At 57.8% G+C, this 23,445-nt stretch carries 20 protein-coding genes; 14 read left to right on the forward strand and 6 right to left on the reverse strand.

Going from position 1 to position 23,445, the window contains the following annotated elements; all coding sequences use genetic code 11:
* Nucleotides 1-128: 128 nt before the first annotated feature.
* From GXP72_RS11600 to GXP72_RS11615, 4 genes are all read left to right on the forward strand, one after another.
* Entirely contained in the window at nt 129-656 is a 528-nt protein-coding gene (locus tag GXP72_RS11600; protein WP_090416900.1) for a GNAT family N-acetyltransferase, read from the forward strand.
* 77 nt (nt 657-733) lie between these two features.
* Nucleotides 734-1,492, forward strand: coding sequence for a 5'-nucleotidase, lipoprotein e(P4) family (locus GXP72_RS11605; RefSeq protein WP_090416898.1), 759 nt, complete (start codon nt 734-736; stop codon nt 1,490-1,492).
* Between the two features lie 142 nt (nt 1,493-1,634).
* Nucleotides 1,635-2,621 (forward strand): MBL fold metallo-hydrolase, encoded by a 987-nt coding sequence (locus GXP72_RS11610; RefSeq protein WP_208762885.1) that lies wholly within the window; start codon nt 1,635-1,637, stop codon nt 2,619-2,621.
* Nucleotides 2,622-2,625: 4 nt separating this feature from the next.
* Nucleotides 2,626-3,537, forward strand: coding sequence for a LysR family transcriptional regulator (locus GXP72_RS11615; RefSeq protein WP_208762886.1), 912 nt, complete (start codon nt 2,626-2,628; stop codon nt 3,535-3,537).
* On the opposite strand, the gene GXP72_RS11620 is transcribed toward GXP72_RS11615, so the two are convergent.
* Nucleotides 3,528-4,412: a LysR substrate-binding domain-containing protein gene (locus tag GXP72_RS11620; protein ID WP_208762887.1), complete on the reverse strand. Its 885-nt coding sequence runs from the start codon at nt 4,410-4,412 to the stop codon at nt 3,528-3,530. The two genes, GXP72_RS11615 and GXP72_RS11620, sit on opposite strands and share 10 nt — an antisense overlap.
* A gap of 113 nt (nt 4,413-4,525) precedes the next feature.
* Between GXP72_RS11620 and GXP72_RS11625 the strand changes: the two genes are divergently transcribed.
* Nucleotides 4,526-6,016, forward strand: coding sequence for a UbiD family decarboxylase (locus GXP72_RS11625; protein ID WP_208762888.1), 1,491 nt, complete (start codon nt 4,526-4,528; stop codon nt 6,014-6,016).
* Between the two features lie 24 nt (nt 6,017-6,040).
* Here GXP72_RS11625 and GXP72_RS11630 read toward each other — a convergent pair whose 3' ends face one another.
* The 5 genes from GXP72_RS11630 to opgC are packed head-to-tail and all read right to left on the reverse strand — an operon-like array spanning nt 6,041 to nt 10,147.
* Entirely contained in the window at nt 6,041-6,466 is a 426-nt protein-coding gene (locus GXP72_RS11630) for an ATP-binding protein (protein ID WP_208762889.1), read from the reverse strand.
* Entirely contained in the window at nt 6,467-6,805 is a 339-nt protein-coding gene (locus GXP72_RS11635; protein ID WP_208762890.1) for an STAS domain-containing protein, read from the reverse strand.
* Complete coding sequence (locus tag GXP72_RS11640; RefSeq protein WP_208762891.1) at nt 6,795-8,009, reverse strand: SpoIIE family protein phosphatase; 1,215 nt, start codon at nt 8,007-8,009, stop codon at nt 6,795-6,797. Before GXP72_RS11640 ends, GXP72_RS11635 begins: the two co-directional genes overlap by 11 nt.
* Nucleotides 8,010-8,018: 9 nt before the next feature.
* A complete protein-coding gene (locus GXP72_RS11645; protein ID WP_081112037.1) occupies nt 8,019-8,918 on the reverse strand; it encodes a hypothetical protein in 900 nt (299 codons plus the stop codon).
* 11 nt (nt 8,919-8,929) lie between these two features.
* Nucleotides 8,930-10,147, reverse strand: coding sequence for an OpgC domain-containing protein (opgC, locus tag GXP72_RS11650; protein WP_157189208.1), 1,218 nt, complete (start codon nt 10,145-10,147; stop codon nt 8,930-8,932).
* A gap of 280 nt (nt 10,148-10,427) precedes the next feature.
* Here opgC and GXP72_RS11655 point away from each other — a divergent pair, with 280 nt between their 5' ends.
* The 9 genes from GXP72_RS11655 (at nt 10,428) to GXP72_RS11695 (ending at nt 23,437) form a co-directional block, all read left to right on the forward strand.
* Nucleotides 10,428-12,245 carry a cellulose synthase catalytic subunit gene (locus GXP72_RS11655; RefSeq protein WP_032647318.1) on the forward strand — a complete coding sequence of 606 codons (1,818 nt, stop codon included), beginning with the start codon at nt 10,428-10,430 and terminating at the stop codon, nt 12,243-12,245.
* Entirely contained in the window at nt 12,242-13,561 is a 1,320-nt protein-coding gene (locus GXP72_RS11660) for a DUF3131 domain-containing protein (protein WP_208762892.1), read from the forward strand. Before GXP72_RS11655 ends, GXP72_RS11660 begins: the two co-directional genes overlap by 4 nt.
* Entirely contained in the window at nt 13,558-15,105 is a 1,548-nt protein-coding gene (locus GXP72_RS11665) for a DUF3131 domain-containing protein (RefSeq protein WP_090416880.1), read from the forward strand. The genes GXP72_RS11660 and GXP72_RS11665 overlap by 4 nt, the downstream gene beginning before the upstream one ends.
* On the forward strand, nt 15,090-16,484 hold the full coding sequence (locus tag GXP72_RS11670) for a DUF3131 domain-containing protein (RefSeq protein ID WP_208762893.1): 1,395 nt from the start codon (nt 15,090-15,092) through the stop codon (nt 16,482-16,484). The genes GXP72_RS11665 and GXP72_RS11670 overlap by 16 nt, the downstream gene beginning before the upstream one ends.
* Nucleotides 16,481-16,906, forward strand: coding sequence for a globin (locus tag GXP72_RS11675; RefSeq protein WP_024909518.1), 426 nt, complete (start codon nt 16,481-16,483; stop codon nt 16,904-16,906). Before GXP72_RS11670 ends, GXP72_RS11675 begins: the two co-directional genes overlap by 4 nt.
* An 11-nt stretch (nt 16,907-16,917) precedes the next feature.
* Nucleotides 16,918-19,584, forward strand: a complete 2,667-nt coding sequence (locus tag GXP72_RS11680; RefSeq protein WP_208762894.1) for a PAS domain-containing hybrid sensor histidine kinase/response regulator — start codon at nt 16,918-16,920, stop codon at nt 19,582-19,584.
* On the forward strand, nt 19,581-21,755 hold the full coding sequence (locus GXP72_RS11685) for a glycoside hydrolase family 2 TIM barrel-domain containing protein (RefSeq protein WP_208762895.1): 2,175 nt from the start codon (nt 19,581-19,583) through the stop codon (nt 21,753-21,755). Before GXP72_RS11680 ends, GXP72_RS11685 begins: the two co-directional genes overlap by 4 nt.
* A gap of 94 nt (nt 21,756-21,849) precedes the next feature.
* Nucleotides 21,850-22,137 carry a VF530 family protein gene (locus GXP72_RS11690; RefSeq protein WP_024909521.1) on the forward strand — a complete coding sequence of 96 codons (288 nt, stop codon included), beginning with the start codon at nt 21,850-21,852 and terminating at the stop codon, nt 22,135-22,137.
* A 7-nt stretch (nt 22,138-22,144) separates the two neighbouring features.
* Nucleotides 22,145-23,437: a glycoside hydrolase family 10 protein gene (locus tag GXP72_RS11695; protein WP_208762896.1), complete on the forward strand. Its 1,293-nt coding sequence runs from the start codon at nt 22,145-22,147 to the stop codon at nt 23,435-23,437.
* The last annotated feature ends 8 nt before the right edge of the window (nt 23,438-23,445 follow it).

Below are 23,445 nucleotides of genomic sequence, written 5' to 3' on the forward strand. Positions count from 1 at the left end.
TGTCCTCGAATGACCCACATTTTACGCGGAACGAAGTACAAGCTTAGTTCAGGATTAAAAGTGCGTGAGCTCAGCGGATTTAACCGCTTCGTCTATTCTTTATGAAATAACTCACTATCGGGAATACTATGCAGATTCGAAAAGGATTAAATACGGACCTCGTCCGTCTTGAATGTTGTGACTTTTCTTTCACTATTAGCCACATTGCGCGAGAGCCCTTTATCCATTGTGATTTGCATATTGAAGCCGTCGCCGAGCCGTGGATAAAAACCTACGAACTTGACATTCAAACGCTTGAAAACCACTGCGTTAATCCGGACGCCATATTTCTTGTGGCGGAAACGGATGATGGTGAATTAGCCGGATTTATTACCGCGTCAATCGGCTGGAATAAATTTATCTCAGTGGATTATATCGCCGTTGAGCGTACAAAACGCAGAACCGGCGCCGCACAAAAATTGATGGCCGCCGCCCACGTGTGGGCCCGCAGTGTAAACGCGCCGGGATTACGGCTTGAAACACAAAACGTGAACGTCTCTGCCTGTCTGTTTTACCGTCACTACGGATTTACCCTGGGCGGATACGACCGTTATCTCTACAACGCCTTACCGGAAAAAGACGAGGTCGCCCTATTCTGGTATTACATGCTGGTCTAGCGACGCAGCCTTCATATTTCTGTCATTGAATTTCATTACGCTTTCGGGATTTTAACCAGGGTGTTGAGGAAAAAAGCGTGAATTCAATGGCTAAGGCATTACTGCTGGCATTACCTGTTTTGAGTGCAGCGGCAACCGCGACGGCTGCCGGGCGCGACCTGTGTGAACCAAAAGCGTACGAAATGGCGCTGCGCTATCAGCAGAAATCGGCAGAGATTATGGCCCTTCAGCTGCAAACCTATCGGTTTGCCACCGAGCGTTTCAACGAGAAGTTAAAGGATCTGAAAACCCCCGAAAATTACGCCGTGGTGATGGACCTCGACGAAACGGTGCTGGATAACACCCCTCTGCTGGTGCGCGACGCGGAGCAGTGTCACGACTATACACAATGGGACACCTGGAGCGACTGGGAGAAGCAGGGAAAACCCGGCTTAATCCCGGGGGCGAAAGCGTTTCTTGACCACGTGAATCAGAGCAAGGTCCGGATCTACTACGTTTCGGATCGTATGCAGGAAAATAAAGCCGACACGCTGAAGACGTTAAACGCTCTCGGCCTGCCGCAGGTGTCTGACGAAAGCGTGCTGCTGGATACGGTCAGCAAGGAAGAGCGTCGCCAGAGCATCCTCAAAAAACAGCAGATCGTGATGCTGTTCGGCGACAGCCTGCCGGATTTCGCCGTGCAGTTTAAAAGCAAAAAGCCGAGCGAGCAGCAGCGTGAGCTGGTTGAAGCCAGCGCCGAACACTTCGGCAACGACTGGATTGTGCTGCCTAACGCCGCTTATGGCGCCTGGTCCAAAGCCACGCTGGATAGCTGGAACGCACCGCTGAAAAAATAAGGTCTTACGGGCCGGAAAAGGCATCGCCCGCCTTCCCGGCCCTTCGGTTGACTATCCATCCCGTTTATAGGTCCTATCATTTCTGGGCAGGTTCTTATAATTTTACGAAGAAGTAAGATGAGTGCTTTCAAAGGAGACTCGTATGCTTACCGTGAAAAAACTTGCTCTTTCCACGCTGATTTCCAGTTCACTGCTTTTCTACCCTGCGCTGCAGGCCTCGGCAGAGACGCCCCAGCACGTCGTTAAACAACCGGCGGGCGGGTACAGCATTCAGGTTGGGGACATTCTGGTCACCTCGTTTACCGACGGAACCGTCGCGCAGGATCTGCACAAACTGCTGCGCAGGACAACGCCGCAAAACATTGATGCGCTGCTCGCGAAAAATTTCCAGACCAACCCGCCTGAGGTCTCCATCAACGCGTTCCTGATTGCGATGCCCGGACATAAAATTCTGGTGGATACCGGCTCGGGCCAGCTCTTTGGCCCCGGTAACGGCGGCCGTCTGATTGAGAGCCTCGCCACGCAGGGGATTAAACCCGAGGACATTACTGAAGTCCTGCTGACTCACGCCCACTCCGATCATGCCGGTGGCCTGGTGAAAGATGGCAAGGTGGTGTTCAGCAACGCGCGCGTTTTTGTTGGTAAACCGGATATCGACTTTTTCTTTAACGACGACAATCAGAAGAAAACCGGCTACGGCAAGAACTACTTTGACGTCGCGCAGAAGACCTTAAAGCCCTATCTTGACGCGGGGAAAGTGGTGCCGTTTAGCGGCACATCGGAGATTATCCCGGGGCTGACCGGCACGGTTCATCCCGGACACACGCCGGGCTCAGCCTTCTACACGCTGACAAGCAAAGGCGAGAAGATCACCTTTGTCGGCGACATCATTCACGCCGCGGCGGTCCAGTTCCCGCAGCCTGCGGTGACCATCACCTACGATGAAGATCAGAACAAAGCGGCAAGCGTTCGCGAGCATGCGTTTGCTGACTTTGTGAAAAATAAAGACCTGGTTGCCGCCCCGCACCTGCCTTTCCCGGGCATCGGCTATGTAACGAAAGGCGAGAACGGCGGCTACGCCTGGGTCCCTGTCACCTATACCAACCGGGACGCCAGCGGCGCGAAATAGAGCGATGACGCGGATATCTGACATGGACATAGACCTGCTCCTGACGCTGGACGCCCTGCTTCAGGACAGGAACATCACCCATGCGGCCGCGCGGCTGGGCATCAGCCAGCCCGCGCTGTCTGCCCGTCTCGCGCGTCTGCGCTCGCTGTTTGGCGAACCGCTGTTCATTCCCTCCCCGCATGGACGCGGGGTATTACCCACGCCGCGAGCGGAAGCGCTCAAGCCGCAGGTGGCGAACGTACTGCGCGGCATCAGCGCGATGTTTGCCCCCACGGCATTTGATGCGCAAACCAGCAGCCGGACCTTTGTTATCGCGCTGCATGAGAACCCGGCGCTGATGCTCGGCACCGGGCTGCTTAACCAGGTGGGAACCGATGCCCCCGGCATCCGCCTGCGCTTCGCCCTGCCGGAGATGGCTGACCTGCCGCAGCAGCTGGAAAACGGGGATGTGGACATCTACATCGGTGTGAGCGCGGGCGCTCATGACGGCTGGGTGAGGCGCAAACTCCTCGACGACGCGTTTGCCACCGCCCAGCGTAAAGGCCATCCGCGCGGAACAGGCCCGTTAGATCTGGAAAGCTACTGCGCGCTTTCGCATCTGGTGGTGTCGTCGGCGGGAGATCCCTTTACCGGCTTTATCGACCAAACCCTTGCCGGGCTGGGCTATCAGCGACACGTCGCCATGTCCACCCAGAGCTACGCCATGGCGCCACCGCTTGTTGCCGGTACCGACCTGGTCTGTACCCTGCCGGAACGGATGCTGCGACAGTTCGCCAGCACGCTGGATATTTTCCCACCGCCGCTGCCGCTCCAGCCAATTACCATCAACATGTACTGGCACCCGAAAAACAGCCAGGATCCGGCAAATGTCTGGCTGCGCGAGCAGCTGCTGCGGGCCGCCGGACGTCAGGTGTGATCGAGGGTAACCAGAAACTTTTTAAGCACTTCTGAGCGAATAATCCGGTGGCAAACCAGGGTGAGTTCGCTCTCCCGCAGCCGGTCGAGAATGTCCACGTAAACCACATTCTCGACGCTCACCGCCTTTGCCGACGCGGGCAGCAGCGCCAGCCCAAACCCTGTCGAAACCAGGCTTATCACCGTAGGCACGTCGGTCGCGTTTTGCACTACGTCCGGCTGAAAGCCCGCCCCGCTGCAGGCGTCATAGAAATACTGTTCCAGCCCCATTCCCTCCGGGTCGCGCAGGGAGATCCATTTTTCGTCTTTCACCGACGAAAGCGTCAGTGCGGCGGACCCGGCCAGCGGATGCTGACGATACAGCGCCAGCACCGTTTTCTCCGAGGTGAACGGACGACTTTGCAGATCGTCCGGCAGCGACGGCAGCGGCGCGCGGATGATGGCCACATCGAGCTGATTGCTCTGCACGGCGGCATAGAGCGTCTGCACGTTTCCCGTCATCAGCGACATGGTAATGGCCGGCCAGCGGCTGTGCATCTGGCGAAGCGCGGCGGGCAGCCTGCCGTCGAACATCGCGCTCGACACGCACCCGAGGTTTAACACCCCCTGCTCGCCCCGTGCCGTTTGTCTGGCGTCCAGCACCGCCTGCTCGGTGAGGGAGATGGCGAGCCTGGCTTTTACCAGGAATGCTTCGCCCGCGGGCGTCAGGGTTAAGCGGCGATTCGCACGGCTGAAAAGCGTGACGCCTAAACGCTCTTCCAGGGCCTTTATCTGCTGGCTCAGCGCCGGTTGCGCCATGTTCAGACGCTCGGCGGCCCGGTGCATGTGGAGCTCTTCGGCCACGACGATGAAGTGGCGCATCTGACGAAACTGCACGAGACGCCTCCTTATATTGATATTAATTTACTTATCAATTTAACATTAATGATGCAATTGATGCTATTAGCCATTGCCATAAAAATGGAGGTATTCAACCGAGGGAGGAAAATATGGAAAACAAGATTAACGATCTCCGCAGCGCCATCGCCTTACTGCAGCGCCACGAAGGGCACTATCTTGAAACCGATCGTCCGGTCGATCCCAACGCGGAGCTGGCGGGTGTCTATCGCCATATCGGCGCAGGCGGCACGGTCAAACGCCCAACCCGCACGGGCCCGGCCATGATGTTCAACAGCATTAAGGGCTATCCGCACTCCCGCATTCTGGTGGGCATGCACGCCAGCCGCGAGCGCGCGGCGCTTCTGTTGGGCTGCGAGCCCTCTGAACTGGCAAAACACGTCGGCCAGGCGGTGAAAAAGCCGGTTGCGCCGGTTGTCGTTCCGGCCACACAGGCCCCCTGTCAGGAGCAGGTCTTCTACGCTGACGATCCTGACTTCGATCTGCGCAAGCTGCTTCCGGCTCCGACCAACACGCCGATTGATGCCGGTCCGTTCTTCTGTCTGGGGCTGGTGCTGGCAAGCGATCCGGAAGACAGCTCGCTAACGGATGTCACCATCCACCGCCTCTGCGTGCAGGAGCGCGACGAGCTTTCCATGTTCCTTGCCGCCGGGCGCCACATCGAAGTGTTCCGCAAAAAAGCGGAGGATGCCGGAAAACCGCTGCCGGTGACGATCAACATGGGACTCGATCCCGCCATCTATATCGGCGCGTGCTTTGAGGCCCCCACCACGCCATTTGGTTATAACGAGCTGGGCGTCGCCGGGGCGCTGCGCCAGCAGCCGGTTGAGCTGGTGCAGGGCGTGGCGGTCAAAGAGAAAGCCATCGCGCGGGCGGAGATCATCATCGAAGGCGAACTGCTTCCGGGCGTGCGCGTGAGAGAGGATCAGCACACCAACACCGGCCACGCGATGCCGGAGTTCCCGGGCTACTGCGGCGAGGCGAATCCCTCTCTGCCGATGATCAAAGTGAAAGCCGTGACCATGCGAAACCACGCCATCCTGCAAACGCTGGTGGGGCCGGGGGAAGAACATACCACGCTGGCCGGATTGCCGACCGAGGCCAGCATTCGTAATGCGGTTGAAGAGGCAATTCCCGGATTCCTGCAAAACGTCTATGCCCATACCGCGGGCGGCGGTAAGTTCCTCGGGATACTGCAGGTGAAAAAACGCCAGCCTTCAGACGAAGGACGCCAGGGCCAGGCGGCGCTTATCGCCCTGGCCACTTACTCAGAGCTGAAAAACATTATTCTTGTCGACGAAGACGTGGATATTTTCGACAGCGACGACATCCTGTGGGCGATGACGACGCGCATGCAGGGCGATGTCAGCATCACCAATATTCCGGGGATCCGCGGCCACCAGCTCGATCCATCCCAGTCGCCGGATTACAGCACCTCGATTCGCGGCAACGGCATCTCCTGCAAGACGATCTTCGACTGCACGGTGCCGTGGGCGCTGAAGGACCGCTTCGAGCGCGCGCCGTTTATGGAGGTGGATCCGCGTCCATGGGCGCCGACGCTGTTTGCTGACAACACGAAATAAAATCACGCGCGTATGACCTGCGGGTCATACGCTGATTTTCTTCTCAAGCGTGGCAATATTTTCACCCGCCACGCGTTCCACAGTGAAACGATCGACGCTCAGCAAAATGAGCATCAGCCCCCTACCGCTCTCCAGCAGCGGCGACATTTCGCAGAAGCGGTCTCGCCTGGCGGCCTCAAGCCGCTCCTGCGGGAACGCGTCACCCGCGTCGCTAAAAACAACGCAGACGTCATTGCCGCGGACATCGAACTGGACGCGAAAGACGCGCGAGTTATCCTCGTGAAGCGCGTAGCGGATGATGTTCGTCGCCACTTCACAGGCGGCGAGATCGAAGGCGAAACGCCACTCATCATCGACGGGAAGCGCGCTCAACCTGTCGCCAAGCCAGCCGGACAGCGGCGTCAGGGACGCGATCGCCGCCGGAAATTCAGCCTGTTCCGGCCTCTGCATCTACTGCCCCAGCTGCGCAAGCGCGCTATGTTTATCCGGATAGATGCGGAAGATGCGATCCATTCGGGTCAGGGTGAACATGTTCATGATCCCGGGGTTCAGGGAGCACAGCGCCATTTCGCCTTTTCCATTCATCAGCTTGAACAACGACACCAGCATCCCCAGCCCGCTGCTGTCGATAAAATCCACTTTGCTAAAATCGACAATTAAGGCTTTACGATCGCTGCCAATTTCTTCCGTGACAGAGGCCTTAAACGCCGCGGCAATGGACGCATCCAGCCGCCGAACTGCGGGGGTGAGAATATTGGCATGTGGTAATCGTTCGGTGTTAATAATCATTCTGTTCTCCCTGACGCTCAATCACGAGCAGTGACACGTCATCGGTTAAGGCAATGGATTCATCACGATTTGCATTGCGCCAGCCGGTCAGGTGGTCACCAAACCGCGGCAGGAGCTGGTCAACCGGGAGCCGGGCATGCTCATGAAGCCAGCGTTCGAGACGCTGCGGGCCAAACTGCTCGCCGCTGACGTTTTCACACTCCGTAATACCGTCACTGAATAAGCATAAGCGATCCCCCGGATTGAGGGTAAACGCGACGTCCTCCCAGCTCAGGTCTGGGATCAGCCCGACCGGCGGGCCGCCATCGCCCACGGACGTGACTTCGCTGTCTGCGTTCACAATGACGGGAGTGGGATGCCCGGCCTGACATAGCAACCCCTCACCACTCTCTGGATCGATCACGCCGTAAATGAGCGTGAAATAACTGGTGATGTCGCTCTCTTCACTGCAAAAGCGGCTGTTCAACATCCTGACGACCTCCGCAGGTGACTGAATACCGCCCTCATCGGTAAACAGAAAGCGATCCACCACACGGCCATGTAAAAACTGGCGAGCCACCGCGAGGGACATCATCGCGGCCCCCACGCCGTGACCCGAGACATCAACGCAATAGAATCCCAGATGGGAATCCAGCGGAAAGATATTGAACACATCGCCCGAGACCCAGGCTGACGGCAAGAAAAGCCAGTCGGAGAAGTAGTCGCCGTAGCGTAAGCGGTGTGAAGGCAGCACCGAGTGCTGAACGCGTGCCGCCAGTTCAAGATCTTTTTCAATCTGATGCAAGGCTTCACTCAGGCGCTTGTTGTGCGCCGCGAGGGTCGCTTCCAGCGTCAAAATACGGACCCCGGCGTGAAGCCGCGCCCGGAGTTCAGCCTGTTCAACGGGTTTACTCAAAAAATCATCCGCCCCGGCATCAAAGCCCTGCGTCACGTCCCCGGCATTCTCACGGGCCGTCAACAGGATGATATACACGTAGCGGCCAAACTGACGGTTGCGGATGGTCTGACACAGCGTCAGCCCGTCCATTTCCGGCATTTCCCAGTCGCTTATCACCATGCTAACCGGCTGACTGGACAAGATTTCCAGCGCGGCGACGCCATTTTCCGCCTCGCTCACGAGATACCCCCACTGGGTGAGCATCCGGGAGAGTAGACGACGATAAATCAGCGAATCCTCAACAATTAACACGTGCAGAGCCGACATGTATCCCTCCTATAGCGGTAAGAACCAGATGAGGCTCACGGTCCCTTCCCTGAATTTTGCGTTACCGTTGCCGTGCCCCGGATAGCGCGTCCCCGCATAGTTAGCGTACTGAACAGAGAACGATCCCGGCGTATAGCCCGCGTAGCCAAAGCTGTAGCTGTAATCGCCGTTCCAGGGCTGCTGCTGGCTGCTGTCCGGAAACCAGAATGCCGTCGCACGAACGAAGAAATGTTGTTTGAAGGTGTAGCCGCAGCCGCCCAGCATGACGTTTTTATTTTTGCGGATGTCATCGCTGCTGAGATCGTAGTAGCGCGGGACCCAGCTGTACCCGACCTGGCAAATAATGGAATCCCCTTTGTTTATCAGCAGCGAATTTTCTATCGGTTTGGGCAAGGAAAACTTATAGGCCAGCGTAAATGCACCCTGTTCGAAATAGGTATGTCTCCGGCTACCCGACGTCCAGAAGTGGTTATCGCCGTAGTTTCCGTAAACCAGGCTAAACGTATTTGCATGCCAGTCGTCATAGCCGAAGCTATAGCGAAAGTCCGCGGTGTAGCGGTTGGTATCCCTGACGGGCAACCGGGAGGTAATGTTGGCAAACCAGAAGCTGTACGGGGAATACTGAAGACTCAGATTCAGCGTCTGGTTAATTTTTTTCTCCTGCGCGGCGCTGTCCGAGCTATTGGGCACGCTCACCATCTGCTCTTTCAGCCCTGAACTGAAGCTTAGAGCCCCTGAAAATTTCTTGTCATTTCCCGAGAACAAACGCCCCCACCGGCTGGTAAACACGCCTGCCTGAACGGGTTCACCGTTCTTATCGCGCAGGGTTTCTTTATCACTGCTTTGCGCCGCCTCTGCGGCGGGGATCGCGGCGAGCAGCACGCCCGCCAGAAGCCATTTTTCGCGCATAACCGCCATCCTTAGTTAGGTATCCAGCGTGCGCCGACGTCGTATTTTGCCATCAGCCACAAAATACCCAGTGCCGCCGCATGCACTAACGTGTTCTCTATCCAGGCGTGACGCCATAAGTCGAAGGTGATGAACTGGCTCACCAGCAGCACTACGTACACATGCAAAATAAAGGTATAAAGCGAGTGCTGGCCTAGCGGGATCAGGAACCATCCCAGCAGGCGGTTGAGCGGCGTCCAGCAATACGTCAGCACCAGGTAGACGGTAACCATCAGGGCGATATCGTTTAGCACCCGCACCGGGCCCAGCCCATTCTTCGCCGCCCAGGTGTGATAAAAGGTATTGAAGCTGTCCGGTGGAATCAGGTGCATCAGCAGCGCGGGGGGCATAAACGGGTTGGTATGGTTCTGTGCGACGAACCCCAGAATGAGCGCCACCATCACCAGCGTAACCACCATCACTTTACCTGCTGACGTGCGTGCGAAAGAGATCAGTTCGGCTTTATACCAGCCGCTGACCATGCCCAGAACAAAGATGAACTGCCAGGCCAGCAGCGGAAAGGCAAATTCGAACTCCGACGGGGTCAGCCGAAGCGGCCACCGCTGCCACAGGCCGTACACCAGCAGCGACAGCCCTAACAGCCACCAGACTTTCCCTTTCTGCAACATCCCTAAAAAAAGGGGGCTAAAGAGCAGCAAAAAGATATACAGCCCCAGAATTTGCGTCTGATGGGGGCCGATCTGCAAATAGAGAATAATGTTGAACCAGGTCTCTTTAATCTGCGGCGTAACAGGGTAAAGCGACCAGCTTTGCCCCGAAAAACGGTCGGTAAAATGGGTAACCTCGAAAACATTAATATGTGGGATATAGGCCAGAAGAATAAATGACACTATGACAATGATATTTACGCGATATATTTTCCACGCCCTGAGATAAAGCCCCCAGGAAACCGTGAGTAAAACCACTTTTTGCAGACGCGCGCGATTCAGCATTCCCAGCATAAACCCCGAGAGAATGACAAAGCCTTCTGCACCGGTTGTTAACCCAAAACGCTCCCAGGAGAATATATTAAATACCGACATTACCTCCGTATGCGCCACGACCATCATGACGAGGGCAATACCGCGCATAAAGTCAATTCTCAGATCCCGGGCACCTGCAACGGCATAACGCCATGCTGTTGATTTAGCGTCATCTTCTTGCGCGATGGACGGCGCAACATGGCTCATAGGGTGTCCTTTGCCTGAAAACGAAAATTAAGGTCTAAATAAAGTAGATAGCCTAAAGGAATAGTAACTGCAATTTATCGGCGACAGATGAAACATATTAAGCAGAATTAAAGCTGAATTAACCCCTGCTACATATTAATAAAAACGCGGCTGGACACTTTTATTCGGCGTTCTACACTTATCTTAAATCTTGTTTAATCGCTATTTTCTTTCTCTTTTGGGCAACTGTCTGCGCAGCAGAATGGGTCTGCATTTTCACGGAATCAGGAACGCCGGAACTATGGATTTTTATTTTTCCCGTTTTGAACATCGTCGTCCTCCGGAGCCGTTAACAACACCGCGTTGGGTAATGATGACCTGGCAGGTGTTAGCGGTCGCGGCGCTTATTCTGGGCGCCAATTATATTTACTGGCGCTGGACCTCCTCCCTGAATACGGACGCGTTATGGTACGCCATACCGCTGGTTCTCGCCGAAACGCTGGCGTGGATCGGCACCGTGCTGTTTACCATCAATTTATGGAAAGAACAGGATCCTCCCCAGTGCCCGCCGCCTGGCGAAATTAACGAATGCCTGTCGCCAGAAGAGGCCGTAGAACCTCGTCCTGTAAAAGTGGATCTGTTCATTGCCACCTACTCGGAAGATACCGAACTGGTCAGGCTATCCATTCGCGACGCCCTTAAGATGGCGTACCCGTTCCCGCTTGACTACCGGATCCACGTGCTTGATGACGGCCGTCGCCCGGAGATGAAAGCCGTTTGTGATGAGGAAGGCGTCAATTACATCAGTCGACAGACCAACATCGGTTTTAAGGCCGGTAATCTGCGTAATGGCCTTGAGCAAACTGACGGCGATTTTATTGTCATCTGCGACGCCGACACGCGGGTATTTCCCACCCTGCTCAGCCATACGCTGGGCTATTTCCGCGATCCGGACGTGGCCTGGGTGCAGACGCCGCAGTGGTTCTTCGATCTTCCGGAAGGTGAAAATTTGTCACGCTGGGGCCAGCGGAAAGCGGGAAAAGTGGGCTACGGTCTGGGCTGGCTTATTCAAAAGTGTGTTGGCCCGGTCACGATAGGCCGCGACCCGTTTTTTAACGATCCACGCATGTTCTATGACGTGATCCTGCGGCGGCGAAACTGGGCGAACGCGGCTTTCTGCTGCGGCGCGGCCTCCATCCACCGTCGCGAAGCGGTCATGCAGGCCGCGCTGCGCAGCTATGTCTGGTCCGTCGAAGAGGAGATCCATCGCCATACGCGCGATATTCGCGATGACGAAACGCGGGAAGCGCTGCAGGAGGCAATGCGCCCGCACGTAGCGTTTGACACTGAGCTAACGCCCTACAAATTCCACGTCTCGGAAGATATTTACACCTCGGTGCTGCTGCACGGTGACGCCGCGCGACGCTGGCGCTCGGTTATGCACCCGCGGGTGGAGTCGAAGATGCTCTCTCCGCAGGATATGCTGACCTGGATGATCCAGCGCTTTAAGTACGCCGCCGGCTCGCTGGATATTTTGTTCCATGACAACATCTTCAGCCGTCGCCGCTTCAGGCTTTCCCTACCCCAGACGCTGATGTATGCCACCACCTTCTGGTCGTACATGGCCTGCGTGTGGAACACGGTGTTTTTGATTTCACCCATAATTTATCTGTTCACCGGCATTCCGCCGGTATCCGCCTGGTCGACGCCGTTTTATCTCCACTTTCTCCCGTTTTTTATTTTCTCTGAACTGGCCTTTATGTTCGGAACATGGGGGATTTCGGCCTGGGACGGCAGGGCCTCCTACCTCTCCTTCTTTTCCATGAACCTGCGCGCGCTCAATACGGTGCTGCGGGGCGAGCAGATCAAATTTCACGTTACGCCAAAAGAGCGGCAGACGGGCCGCTTTCTCTACCTGGTGAAGCCGCAGATAGCCATCGTGGTGCTGACCCTGACAGGACTCGTCTGGGGCGGTATCCAGGTGGCGCGTGGACAGGTGGACGACCCCTCCGGCTACGTCATCAATATTTTCTGGGGAGGGGTGAACATCGCCGCCATGCTGCCGCTAATTTTCGCGGCCATGTGGACGCCCGCTGAAGAGGACGAGGTCACCCAATGAGGATACGCGATGCCCTGCTGCCCGCTCGCAGCTACCTCACCATTTTGCTCGGGTTCCTGCTCGGCTTTGCCATTGTGGTCTGGGTGGAGAAACAGATGCCCACGCTTGTGGAAAGCAGCGGCGGCATCGCGCTCAGTAAAGACTTCCCACCGCTGCCTGCGAAACGGGCGCTGACCTATGACGAAGCCATCTGGGCGCGGGTCGCCTGGCAATACTACGTGAATAATACCCAGCCAAACGGCCTGGCGAACGCTAGCGACGGTGAACCGTGGCTGAGCCTATGGAGCGTGGGGAGCTATCTGTTTGCGACTGCCGCCGCACAGCAGCTCAACATCATTTCCACCGATGAGTTTGACGAAAGGGTCAGCACGGCCCTGTTTACGCTGGGGCAGCTGCCGCTCAACGAGCGAGGCCTCCCTGCTGCGTATTACCATGCGGACACACTCAAGATTCTGGGCAAACCTGACGTCTCCGCAATCGGTCTGAGCCGGCTGCTGACGGCATTACAGACCCTGCTGTGGCGCTATCCGCAGCACGCGGCGGCCATCCGCGATTTGTTGAGCGTGTGGCGCACCGCGGCGCTGATTGAAAATAACACCCAAAGCCAGGCTGCGGTGCCGCTCCACCACTGGACGCTGACCGATGACGAACAGCGGGACAGCTTTGGCTATAGGCTCTATGCCAGCCATACGCTGCGCTTAATTGACAGCGCGGCAGGCCTCGCGGTGACCAATCCCCCTGAAGGGCAAAAGATGATCGATCTGGACGGCGTGATGGTGCCGGATGAAGGGCTACGCACGCCCTGGGGCAAGCAAACCTCCCTGATCAGTCTCCCCTATCTTTTAACCGGCCTTGAACTGGGCTTTGACGCGCAGAGCGCTGAAATCGCGTGGCGGATTATGCAGATCCAACAGCGGCGTCATAGCCTGCGCACCCCAAAACCGCCGGTCAGCACGGATTATGCCGAACCGGCGCCGGATTATGTTAACGATCTGCCTAACAGGCAGCCGGTTCAGGCGCGCAACCTGCGCGACGAAGTGCCGGAGAAGGTGGCGATTACCTCCACACGCACCGCGTTTGCCTGGTACGCCCTGTTCCGCAACAGCTGGAGCGAAGCGCTGCGCCAGCAGGTTCTGCCGCTTCAGGTGCCGGGTAAAGGCTGGCAGCGCGGGTTAAATCTCAACAACAGCGTCAATGCCGTCGTAGACGCCGATACCAATGCCATTGTGCTGGAAAGTCTGTCTTACATCGCGCATGGCCAGATGCTCTGTCTGGCCTGCCTCTCCACTTCCCCCTCAGCAGGAGCAACGCCATGAAGCCACGATCCCCGATCCTTTTCCACCTGCTCACGGGAATAACGATCTGCTGGCTGGCCTTATCGACCGTGCGTGCGGACACCGAGCTTCCTGCATCAGGTTACTCCCCGCGTAGCGGCGAGCTGACCGCCCGAGAGATGACCATCGCGAAAAACGCCTGGCAGTATTTCGTCTCCAACTATCAGCCCACGACGGGCCTGGTGAATGCGGTCAACAAATACCCCTCCACCACCATGTGGGACAGCGCCTCCTATCTGGCCGCCCTGACGGCGGCGCGCGAGCTGGGGATCATTGATAAAGCGGAATTTGACCGCCGGATGCTAAAATTCCTCGCCACGTTAAACACCCTGGTACTGTTCCGCAACGAGCTGCCCAACAAGGCATATAACACCATCAGCGGCCAGAAAGTGGACTACACCAACAAGCCCGGTGAAATTGGCTTTTCGGCGCTGGATATCGGGCGAATGCTGGTCTGGCTGAAAATCATCAAAGAGCGTTATCCGGAGTACGGCAACAGCATTGATAACGTGGTGCTCGGCTGGGATTTCAGCCACGCGATCGACCCCTGCGGCACGCTGTACGGCGCCTATCTGGAGAACGGCCAGCCGAAATATGTTCAGGAAGGTCGGCTGGGCTATGAAGAGTACGGCGCGGCCGGTTTCCAGCTGTGGGGGTTTAATACCTGTAAAGCCAGCCGTCCGCAGCCTTACGAGCTTGCCGAAATCTACTGCGTGCTGGTCCCGTACGATACACGCGACCCGCGCAACACGTCGCAGCATAACTACGTGGTGACGGAATCCTACCTGCTCTACGGGCTGGAGTTCGGCTTTGATAAACCGACCGACCGGGATAACGCCCCGCGCGACTACTCCCTGACGTGGATGAAAAACTTTGCTGACCGCGTTTATCAGGCTCAGGAGAACCGCTATACCATTACCGGCGTCCTCACCGCGCGATCTGAGCACCAGCTCGATAAAGCCCCTTACTTCGTCTATGACACCGTCTTCAGCGACGGGTACAACTGGAACACCATTACCGATAAAGGCCAGTTCGTCCCTAACGCTGCCGCGATATCGCTTAAGGCGGCGCTGGGCATGTGGGTGCTGTGGAACTCCCCCTATACCGACCGCCTGCTGAACACCATTGAGAATGCCAACGAAGAGGGAAAAGGCTACTACGAAGGGCTGTATGAAAACGGTGACGGGCCGATCAAGGAGTTCACCGCGAACAATAACGGCATCATGCTGGAGGCACTGCTGTTCAAAAAAGAGGGAAAACTGCTGGCCTTCAACACCGACAACCCGAAGAGCAAGGATTTTGCCCCATCGCTGTGGGATCAAAAGCTGCTCGATCAGTTTGAAGAGAACAACGCGCTGCGCAGTCGCCCGTTCCTGAGCAGCACGCCGGCCGTAAAAAGCTGGTGCGACCGGACCGGCGTCACGCAGCGTACCAAACCCGCCTGTCTGGCCTGTCAGTGCGCGTCATGCAACGTGGACGAGCCCGTTAAACTGCCACCGGTGACTGCGCAATGCTTAAAACCATAGCCAGAGGGCTCGCGGGATTACTCCTCGCAGGCGCGATCATCTTTGCTCTGTTTGGCCATCAGGGAGCAGGCTGGCGCTGGCTCATCAACGGCGGCTGGCACTCCAGCGCGCGTATCTCTGCCCTGACGCCGGAAGAACAGAAATGGGCGGCAACCGCCTGGCGCTATTTCGTCAATAATACCCAGCCGCAAACGGGGCTGGTCAACGGGAGCGACAAACAGCCCCGCGTCACGCTCTGGCAAATGGGCGATACGCTTATCGCCCTGCTGGCGGCAAAAGAGCTGGGGCTAATTGATGACGCCCAGTATGACGCTCGTTTAACCCGTCTAATGGGCACCCTTAACCGCCTGACGCTGACCGAGGTCCGGACGCCGGGCCGGCTCTATTCCAGCCAGACGGCGGCGCCGATCGATTTTAGCGGCAACCCCGTCAAAAATGGCTGGTCCGCGCGCGACATGGCGCGTCTGATGCTCGCCCTGCGCCTCACCGCTGAGCGGGAGCCACAGTACAGTGAATACCTCGATAAAATTATCCTGCGCTGGAATTTCTGCCCGGTCATCGACGGTGAAGGCGAACTGTGGTCATCTTCGCTGCAAAATGGCCAGCCGGTGGTCCGGGAAGAGCTACGTCTGGGCGAGAGCGAATACGCCGCGACGGCGTTTCATCTATGGGGTTTTTCCCCGCATAAAGCGTTTACGCCGCCGATGAACCACGTCATCATCTCTCAACGGCGGCTGGCCGTGGATGCACGGGATCCGCGCACCACGTGGCAGCCCTCCCTGATTACCACCCTTCCCTATATGCTGCCGGGCCTGGAGTTTGGCTGGGAGCCCGAAGGCGTTGCGGCCGATCTGCAAAAACGTCTGCGCAAGCAGGCAGAAAACGTCTGGCTAAGCCAGAAGACCCGTTGGGAGACAGATAAGATCCTGACGGCCAGGGCGGATTTCTCGCTCTCTCAGGCGCCCTGGCATATTCAGGATACCGTCTGGGGAAATGGCTATGCCTGGAACTCTGTCGGCGACGATGGCCGGGACTACACCCGTTTCGCGCAGGTATCGACCAAAGCAGTCTTTACCCTATGGGCCCTGTGGGACACCCCGTACACCGACGTGCTGATGACGGTTACAAAACACCTTAACGATCCGCAGAAAGGCTGGTACGAGGGCCGTCAGGAAGCCACGGGTGATACCAACGCTGCCTTAACCCTCTCAACCAATGCCACGGTTCTGGAAGCCCTTTTCTTTAAACACAACGCCGGGCCGCTGTTTGACGTTCGTCGGTCGAAGAAAGAGAGCTATTTTTCACGCCGTCTGGCAGAGGAATACACGCCTGTCGGCCACTGTCTGCCGGGCGAAAGCACTATAAGGAGGACGCCGTGAAGTTTTATCGCGATCTGTTTGAATCCAGCCTGAACCGCGTCTTTCCGAATAATGAAAAAACCGCGTTTTTTCAGACGTTCTATGACGCCTTCGTCCATATGTCACCCGAAACGGAAGCGCATTTTTCTCGTCTGCCGGATCGGGAGGGTCAGCAGACCCTGTTTAAGAGTTTCTTCGCCATGCTTGCGGTGGACGGCGCATTAATCGTGCCTGATTTTCTCGAGCGCCTGGCGCGGGAGCAAAGCGACGACGGCCTCCACCTCCCACCGCGATTCTTTGCCCTGTGGCGCGAAGCGATGTTGAACGCGGTGAGCGAGCGCGATCCGCAGTGCGACGATGAGATCCTGACGGCCTGGGCCATGGCGATCGCGCCCGGGCTGGAATACCTGCGCCGACAGGCAGAACTGCACTACCGCGCGTAGGGAGGATCACGATGAGTTCGTTCACGTACGATCTTAACGCACTGCCGGCCGCCGTCATGATTTATGACCGCGAGGAACGCCTTCAGGCCTGGAATCACAACGTGGCCCTGTTTTATCCGGTCATAACCCCGTGGCTGAAGGTGGGAACGACACTTGAGGCGCTGGCGGAACGCTTTATCGATGCCGTTTACAACGTCGACCCCGGCCTGCGTCAGACGCTGCGGGAGTCAGTGGTACGCAACTGTCGACAGGATAAACACTGCGAAGTGCGGCAGGCAGGCCAGCGGCGGATCTTCGTTCAGCATCAGCGGCTTTCGGACGGCGGTATTGTCAGCCTGCACAGCGATATTACGGAGCTGGATGAAGCGCAGCGCGCGCGCCACCAGCTGCATGACGACTTTCTGCTGACGGCGGAATCCATTCATATCGGGATCTGGGACTGGCAGGTTTCCGGTGACACGCTCCAGGTGAACGACACCCTGCTTGCCATGCTGGGCCAGTCGCGCACACAGTGGCGATATCCGGTGCGGTTTTTGCTGAATCAGGTCCACGAGAACGATCGCGCAGCTCTGCGCAAGGCGCTGCACGCTTCGAAGCAGGATCACCGTCCGGTCTTTGAATGTGAAATTCGCGTACATCATCCTACCGAAGGACTGCGCTGGATGCTGCTGTCAGGCCAGGTGGTCACGCTCTCCATTGAGGGAAACGCCGAGCGCGTTATTGGCACGCTGCAGGATATTACGCGGCGCAAAGAGGCTGAAATTCAGGCGTTCGCCTCGGCCCTTGAGGCACAAAAAGCCAATGAGGCAAAAAGCGCGTTCCTGGCGAATATGAGCCATGAAATTCGTACCCCGATGAACGGCATTATTGGCATGACCCAGCTGTGCCTGGATACGTCTCTCAGTGCCGATCAGCGCGATTATCTGACCCTGGTGATGAGCTCTGCCCAGTCTCTGCTGCATATCATCAACGACATTCTCGATTTTTCCCGAATTGAAGCCGGCAAAGTGGAGCTGGAGGCGGACCCCGTCCCTGTGCGCACATTTATTCAGTCGCTTATTCGCCCACACATGCCGGGGGCGAGCGAAAAAGGCATTGAGCTGCTGGTTGATATTGCGCCCGGCGTCCCCGACGTGCTGCTGGTCGACGGCGCGCGTCTGCGCCAGATCCTGACCAATCTGCTGGGTAACGCGCTGAAGTTTACCCATCAGGGAGAAGTGATCCTGATTGTTGAGCCCGACGATAGCGCGGACAGATGGCGTTTTCGCGTGCGCGACAGCGGCATTGGCATACCGGCAGATAAGCAGAAGGCTATTTTTGAAGCCTTCAGCCAGGCGGATAACTCAACCACACGCCGTTATGGCGGTACGGGGCTCGGTCTAACCATCTCTGCGCGACTGGTTGCGGCGATGGGGGGCGAATTAACGGTCTCCAGCGAGCCGGGAAAAGGCAGTGAATTTTCGTTCTCCCTGCCGCTGGCGGCACAGACCCTGGCGCCTGGCGAGCGCCCACATAGCCATCGCTTTAACGGTGACCCCGTGCTGGTAGTTGATGATAACGAGACCAACCTGCGGCTGCTGGCAGCAATGCTCAGCCAGATGGGGCTGAAACCCACCTGCGTCAACAACGCCAGCGAGGCCATCACCCGGGTTAAAGCTGGAACAGTATGGCCGCTGATCCTGCTGGACGCACAGATGCCGGATATGGACGGCGTGTCTCTGGCCCTTGAACTTTCAGTTCTGCCGCAGGTTGCTGAGAGCCATATCATCATGCTGAGCTCCATGAGCCGACATTTTGATATCAATATGCTGAAGCGGATCGGGATCAAGAACTATCTGCATAAGCCTATCGCCCAGGATGAATTACATCAGGCGATTGCCGCCGCGTTTGAACGTTCGCCGGCACCCGTGGGTGAAAGCACGCCCGCGCCTGTCGCCTCGCCAGGGGCTACGGGACTGCGGATCCTGCTGGCAGAAGATAATCTGGTTAACCAGAAGGTCGCCGCTCGCCTGCTTGAGCGGCTCGGGCACACCTGTCAGATCGTCGATAATGGCGTCTCGCTGCTGGAACGCTGGCGCGCGGGCGCGTGGGACGTTCTGCTGATCGACCTTCAGATGCCAGAGATGGACGGTGAGACCGCCATTCGCCTGCTGCGTGAAGAAGAACGGTCCCGGCCTGGCCCGGCTCAGCCCACCGTCGCCATGACCGCACACGCCATGCAGGGGGACAAAGAGCGCTGTCTTAACATGGGTTTCGACGGCTACATTGCCAAACCCATCAGCCAGGAGCGTCTCGCTGAAGAGATTGCTCGCGTGCTTCAGCGCCACGAAGATTCCTCCGGTCTTCCGGATGAAGCTCGCCTGCTGAAGCAGTGTGCTGACGACCCTGACCTGGTACAGGAGCTGCTGGCCCTGTTTGGCGAAGGGCTGGAGGAGGCCATGAAGGCCATCACCCGGGCTATCGACAGCGACGACCGCGACGCGCTGCGCCGCGCGGCCCACAAGCTGCGGGGAGAAGCCGTCACCCTGGACTTCAGCACGCTCGCACAGCAGCTACAGGTGCTGGAAAGCGACGCGCATGCGCTGGATGGGCAACAGCTTGCGGCCCTGAATGAAAACCTTCGCCAGGAATCACGGCGCCTGACGGCATGGCTCACCGCGCGCGGGGTAAACGCATGATGACTCGCAACTGCGCGCTGCTTTTTGCCCTGTTGGCCCCCCACACGGTGGCGAACTCTGCGCCGGTCAGCTGGTCTCTGGCTGGAGAATGGCAGGTTCAGGACGCCAATGACAGTGCGCATCCTGCTGCATCAGGCTGGCGCCCGCTTCAGGTTCCTGCCAACTGGTACAGCGCCGGGTACGATCACCAGGGCGCGCTGTGGTACAAGCACGCGTTTTCCCTGCCCGTGCAGCCCCCCGACGTGATGAGTACCCTGGTGTTTGACGGCGTCGATTATCTAGCAGAGGTGACGCTAAACGACCAGCCGCTGGGCAAGCATGAGGGCTATTTTCAGCGCTTTTCGCTGGATGCCCGTTCCGCGTTACAACGTCACAACCAGCTCGTGGTCAGGGTCGACAGCCCTTACGAAGATCCCACTAATGTCTGGCCGCTGCATAAAACGCTCATGAAGGGGATCCTTAACCAGCATGACACGCGTCCCGGTGGGGCCTGGTCGCCGCAAGGACAGGACGCTAACTCAGGCGGCATCTGGGCACCGGTCAGGCTGCATCTTAGCCGGGGCGCTACCCTTGATGAGACCATCCTGCGGCCCGACTGGACGCAGGGGCTGACTCGCCCGGCGCTAAAGGCGGAGATACGCTATCGCGCGCTCGGTCAGGGCCCGGCGACCGTGCGGCTCACCGCCACGCCCGCCAATTTCAGCGGCAAGCGCTATCAGGCTGTCTTTCCGGTTACCCTCGAAAGCGGCGCCCATTCCGTGCAGGTGACGCTACCCATGCCGAAGGCAAAACTGTGGTGGCCGGTCGGTACGGGGAAACCGCACCTGTATACCATTCGCGTGGCATTGCGCGATGAAAACGGCCTGATGGATACTGCGGTGACCCGCACCGGCCTGCGCAAAATCGTTGAGCAGCCCGACAATAAAGGCTGGCTCATTAACGACAGACGCCTTTTTATTAAGGGCAGCAATTACATCGGTTCCCCCTGGCTCAGCACCATGACGCGAGAAAAATACCGTCGCGATCTTCGTCTGGTGGAGACCATGAACGCTAACGCCATACGCGTGCACGGACACGTTGCCGGGCGCGCGCTGTATGACGTTGCCGATGAGATGGGGATGATGATCTGGCAGGACGTCCCGCTGCAGTGGGGCTACGACAGCCGTGACGCCTTTACGAAAAACGCGGTTCGCCAGACGCGGGAGATGATCGAACAGTTTGGCAATTCCCCCGCCATCATCGTCTGGGGCGGGCATAACGAACCGCCCTGGAATTCGCCGTGGATGGAAAAACGCTTCCCGGACTGGAATAAAGATCTGAATCGCGAGCTCACGCAGCGGGTGGCGGACACGCTCGCCGAAGATACTTCCCGCATCGTGCATCGCTTTTCCGCCGTTGAGGAGCATTACTGGGCGGGCTGGTACTTCGGCACCGTGAGCGACCTGCTGACGCCGGCCAAAACGGGGATCATCACCGAGTTTGGCGCGCAGGCGCTTCCCCGCTTATCGACGCTAAAAACCATCATCCCGGCGGCGTCGCTCTGGCCAAAAACGACCGCCGCTGACGATCCCGGCTGGACCGTCTGGAAATACCATAATTTTCAACCCTTCCAGACCTTTAAGTTTGCCGGTATTCCGCGCGGGAAGAATATTCAAGAGATGATCCGCAATACCCAGGCGTATCAGGCGCGGCTGGTGGCCACGGCGGCCGAGAGTTATCGCCGACAGCGCTACCAGCCGGTGACGGCCCTGTTCCACTTCATGTTTGTGGAGACCTGGCCCTCCATCAACTGGGGCGTGGTGGACTACCTGCGTAAACCTAAAGCCGGGTTTTACGCGCTACAACGTGCGTACCAGCCTGTTCTGCCGTCCATTGAACCGGTCACTGCGCAGTGGAAATCCGGCACGGCGGCGACCGTGCGTCTGTGGGCCATCAACGACACCTGGAAACCGTGCCGCGAATGCCGTCTGACCTGGCACATCACCCAGCGCGATAAGATGCTGGCAAAAGGCACGACGACGATGACGATCGCAGCAGACTCGGGAACGATGATTAAAACGCTGACGACCACGCCCGCGGGCCAGGATGACGTGTCGATTCGGTTTACGATAAAAAACAGTGCGGGAAAAATTGTCGGCGAAAATCAGCGCACGGAGTCCGTCATAAAGTGAGCGAGGGGAAAAGGAAAATTGCCGCTTCCCCTGCTTTCTTGTACCCTTTCAGCGTTTACCCCAATCCCCTAAAAATCGAGACATCCGGACGCCTATGACTGCACATATTTCCAAAGATCCTTTGCATGGCGTAACGCTGGAGATGATGATCAACGCTCTGGTGGCGAAATATGGCTGGAGCGAGTTGGGCGACCGCATCAAAATTAACTGTTTCAGAAAAGACCCCAGCGTTAAATCGAGCCTGAAATTTCTGCGCCGCACCCCGTGGGCGCGCGCGGAAGTGGAAGCCCTGTATCTGGACTCTCTCAACGATGAGGGAAATACAGAGCAGGCGGCGCCCGCCTTTAATCCCTGGGCCAACAGTCGGATTATCAAGAGCTAATACGCAAATGACGCGACACGTAAAACGGATCGGTGCGCTGGCTGCCTGCGCGCTTTTACTTGTGAGCTGCTCCTCAAAACCACCGAAATCGCTGGTTACCCCTCTCCCCACCGTCAGCAAACCGACGCCACAGGCAAACGAGCCGATGCGCGGCATCTGGCTGGCGACCGTCTCGCGTCTCGACTGGCCGCCGGTCGCGTCGGTGAATGGCCGCAGCGCGGACCAGCGCATCGCGATGCAAAAGCAGGCGCTGATCGCAAAGCTCGACAACCTTAAGCATCTCGGCATTAACACGGTCTTTTTCCAGGTGAAGCCGGACAGCACGGCTCTCTGGTCATCAAAGATTCTCCCGTGGTCGGATATGCTGACGGGCAACGTCGGCGAATATCCGGGATACGACCCGCTGCAGTTTATGCTCGATGAAGCGCACAAGCGCGGCATGAAGGTCCATGCCTGGTTCAACCCCTATCGCGTGTCGACCAACACGAAGCCGTCCACCATCGCCGCGCTAAACCGGACCGCCTATCAGACCCCGTCCAGCGTCTATGTTCAGCATCCGGAGTGGGTGCGCATCTCAGGCGACCGCTTTGTGCTCGACCCGGGCATTCCCGAGGTGCGGGACTGGATAACCAAAGTGGTGACCGAAGTGGTGGCGAACTACCCCGTAGACGGCGTGCAGTTTGATGATTACTTCTATGCCGAATCGCCGGGCTCCGCGCTGAATGATTCGCAGACCTGGCGGCAGTACGGCCAGGGTTTTGCCTCAAAAGCCGACTGGCGAAGGCACAATACGCAGCAGCTGATCGTCCAGGTCTCCCGCGCAATCAAGCAGACAAAGCCCGACGTTGAGTTTGGCGTCAGCCCGGCGGGGGTATGGCGTAACCGCTCCTTTGACCCGGCAGGCTCCGACACACGGGGCGCCGCGGCCTATGATGAATCCTTCGCCGATACCCGTCAGTGGGTGCAGCAGGGCCTGCTGGACTACATCGCGCCGCAGATTTACTGGCCCTTCTCCCGGGATGCCGCGCGCTACGACGTGCTGACCAGATGGTGGGCCGACGTCGTGAAGCCGACCCACACGCGCCTGTATATCGGCATTGCGTTCTACAAGGTGGGCGAACCGTCGAGAAACGAGCCGGACTGGACGGTTCAGGGCGGCGTGCCGGAGTTGAAAAAGCAGCTCGATCTCAACGATTCGCTGCCCAACGTCAACGGCACCATCCTTTTCCGGGAAGATTACCTGAACCAGCCGCAGACCCAGCAGGCGGTAAACTACCTCCGTGGACGCTGGGGTAGCTAAGTGATTAC

The sequence above is a fragment of the Enterobacter sp. SES19 genome (genome assembly GCF_011765665.1).
In the GTDB taxonomy this organism is placed as follows: domain Bacteria; phylum Pseudomonadota; class Gammaproteobacteria; order Enterobacterales; family Enterobacteriaceae; genus Enterobacter; species Enterobacter pseudoroggenkampii.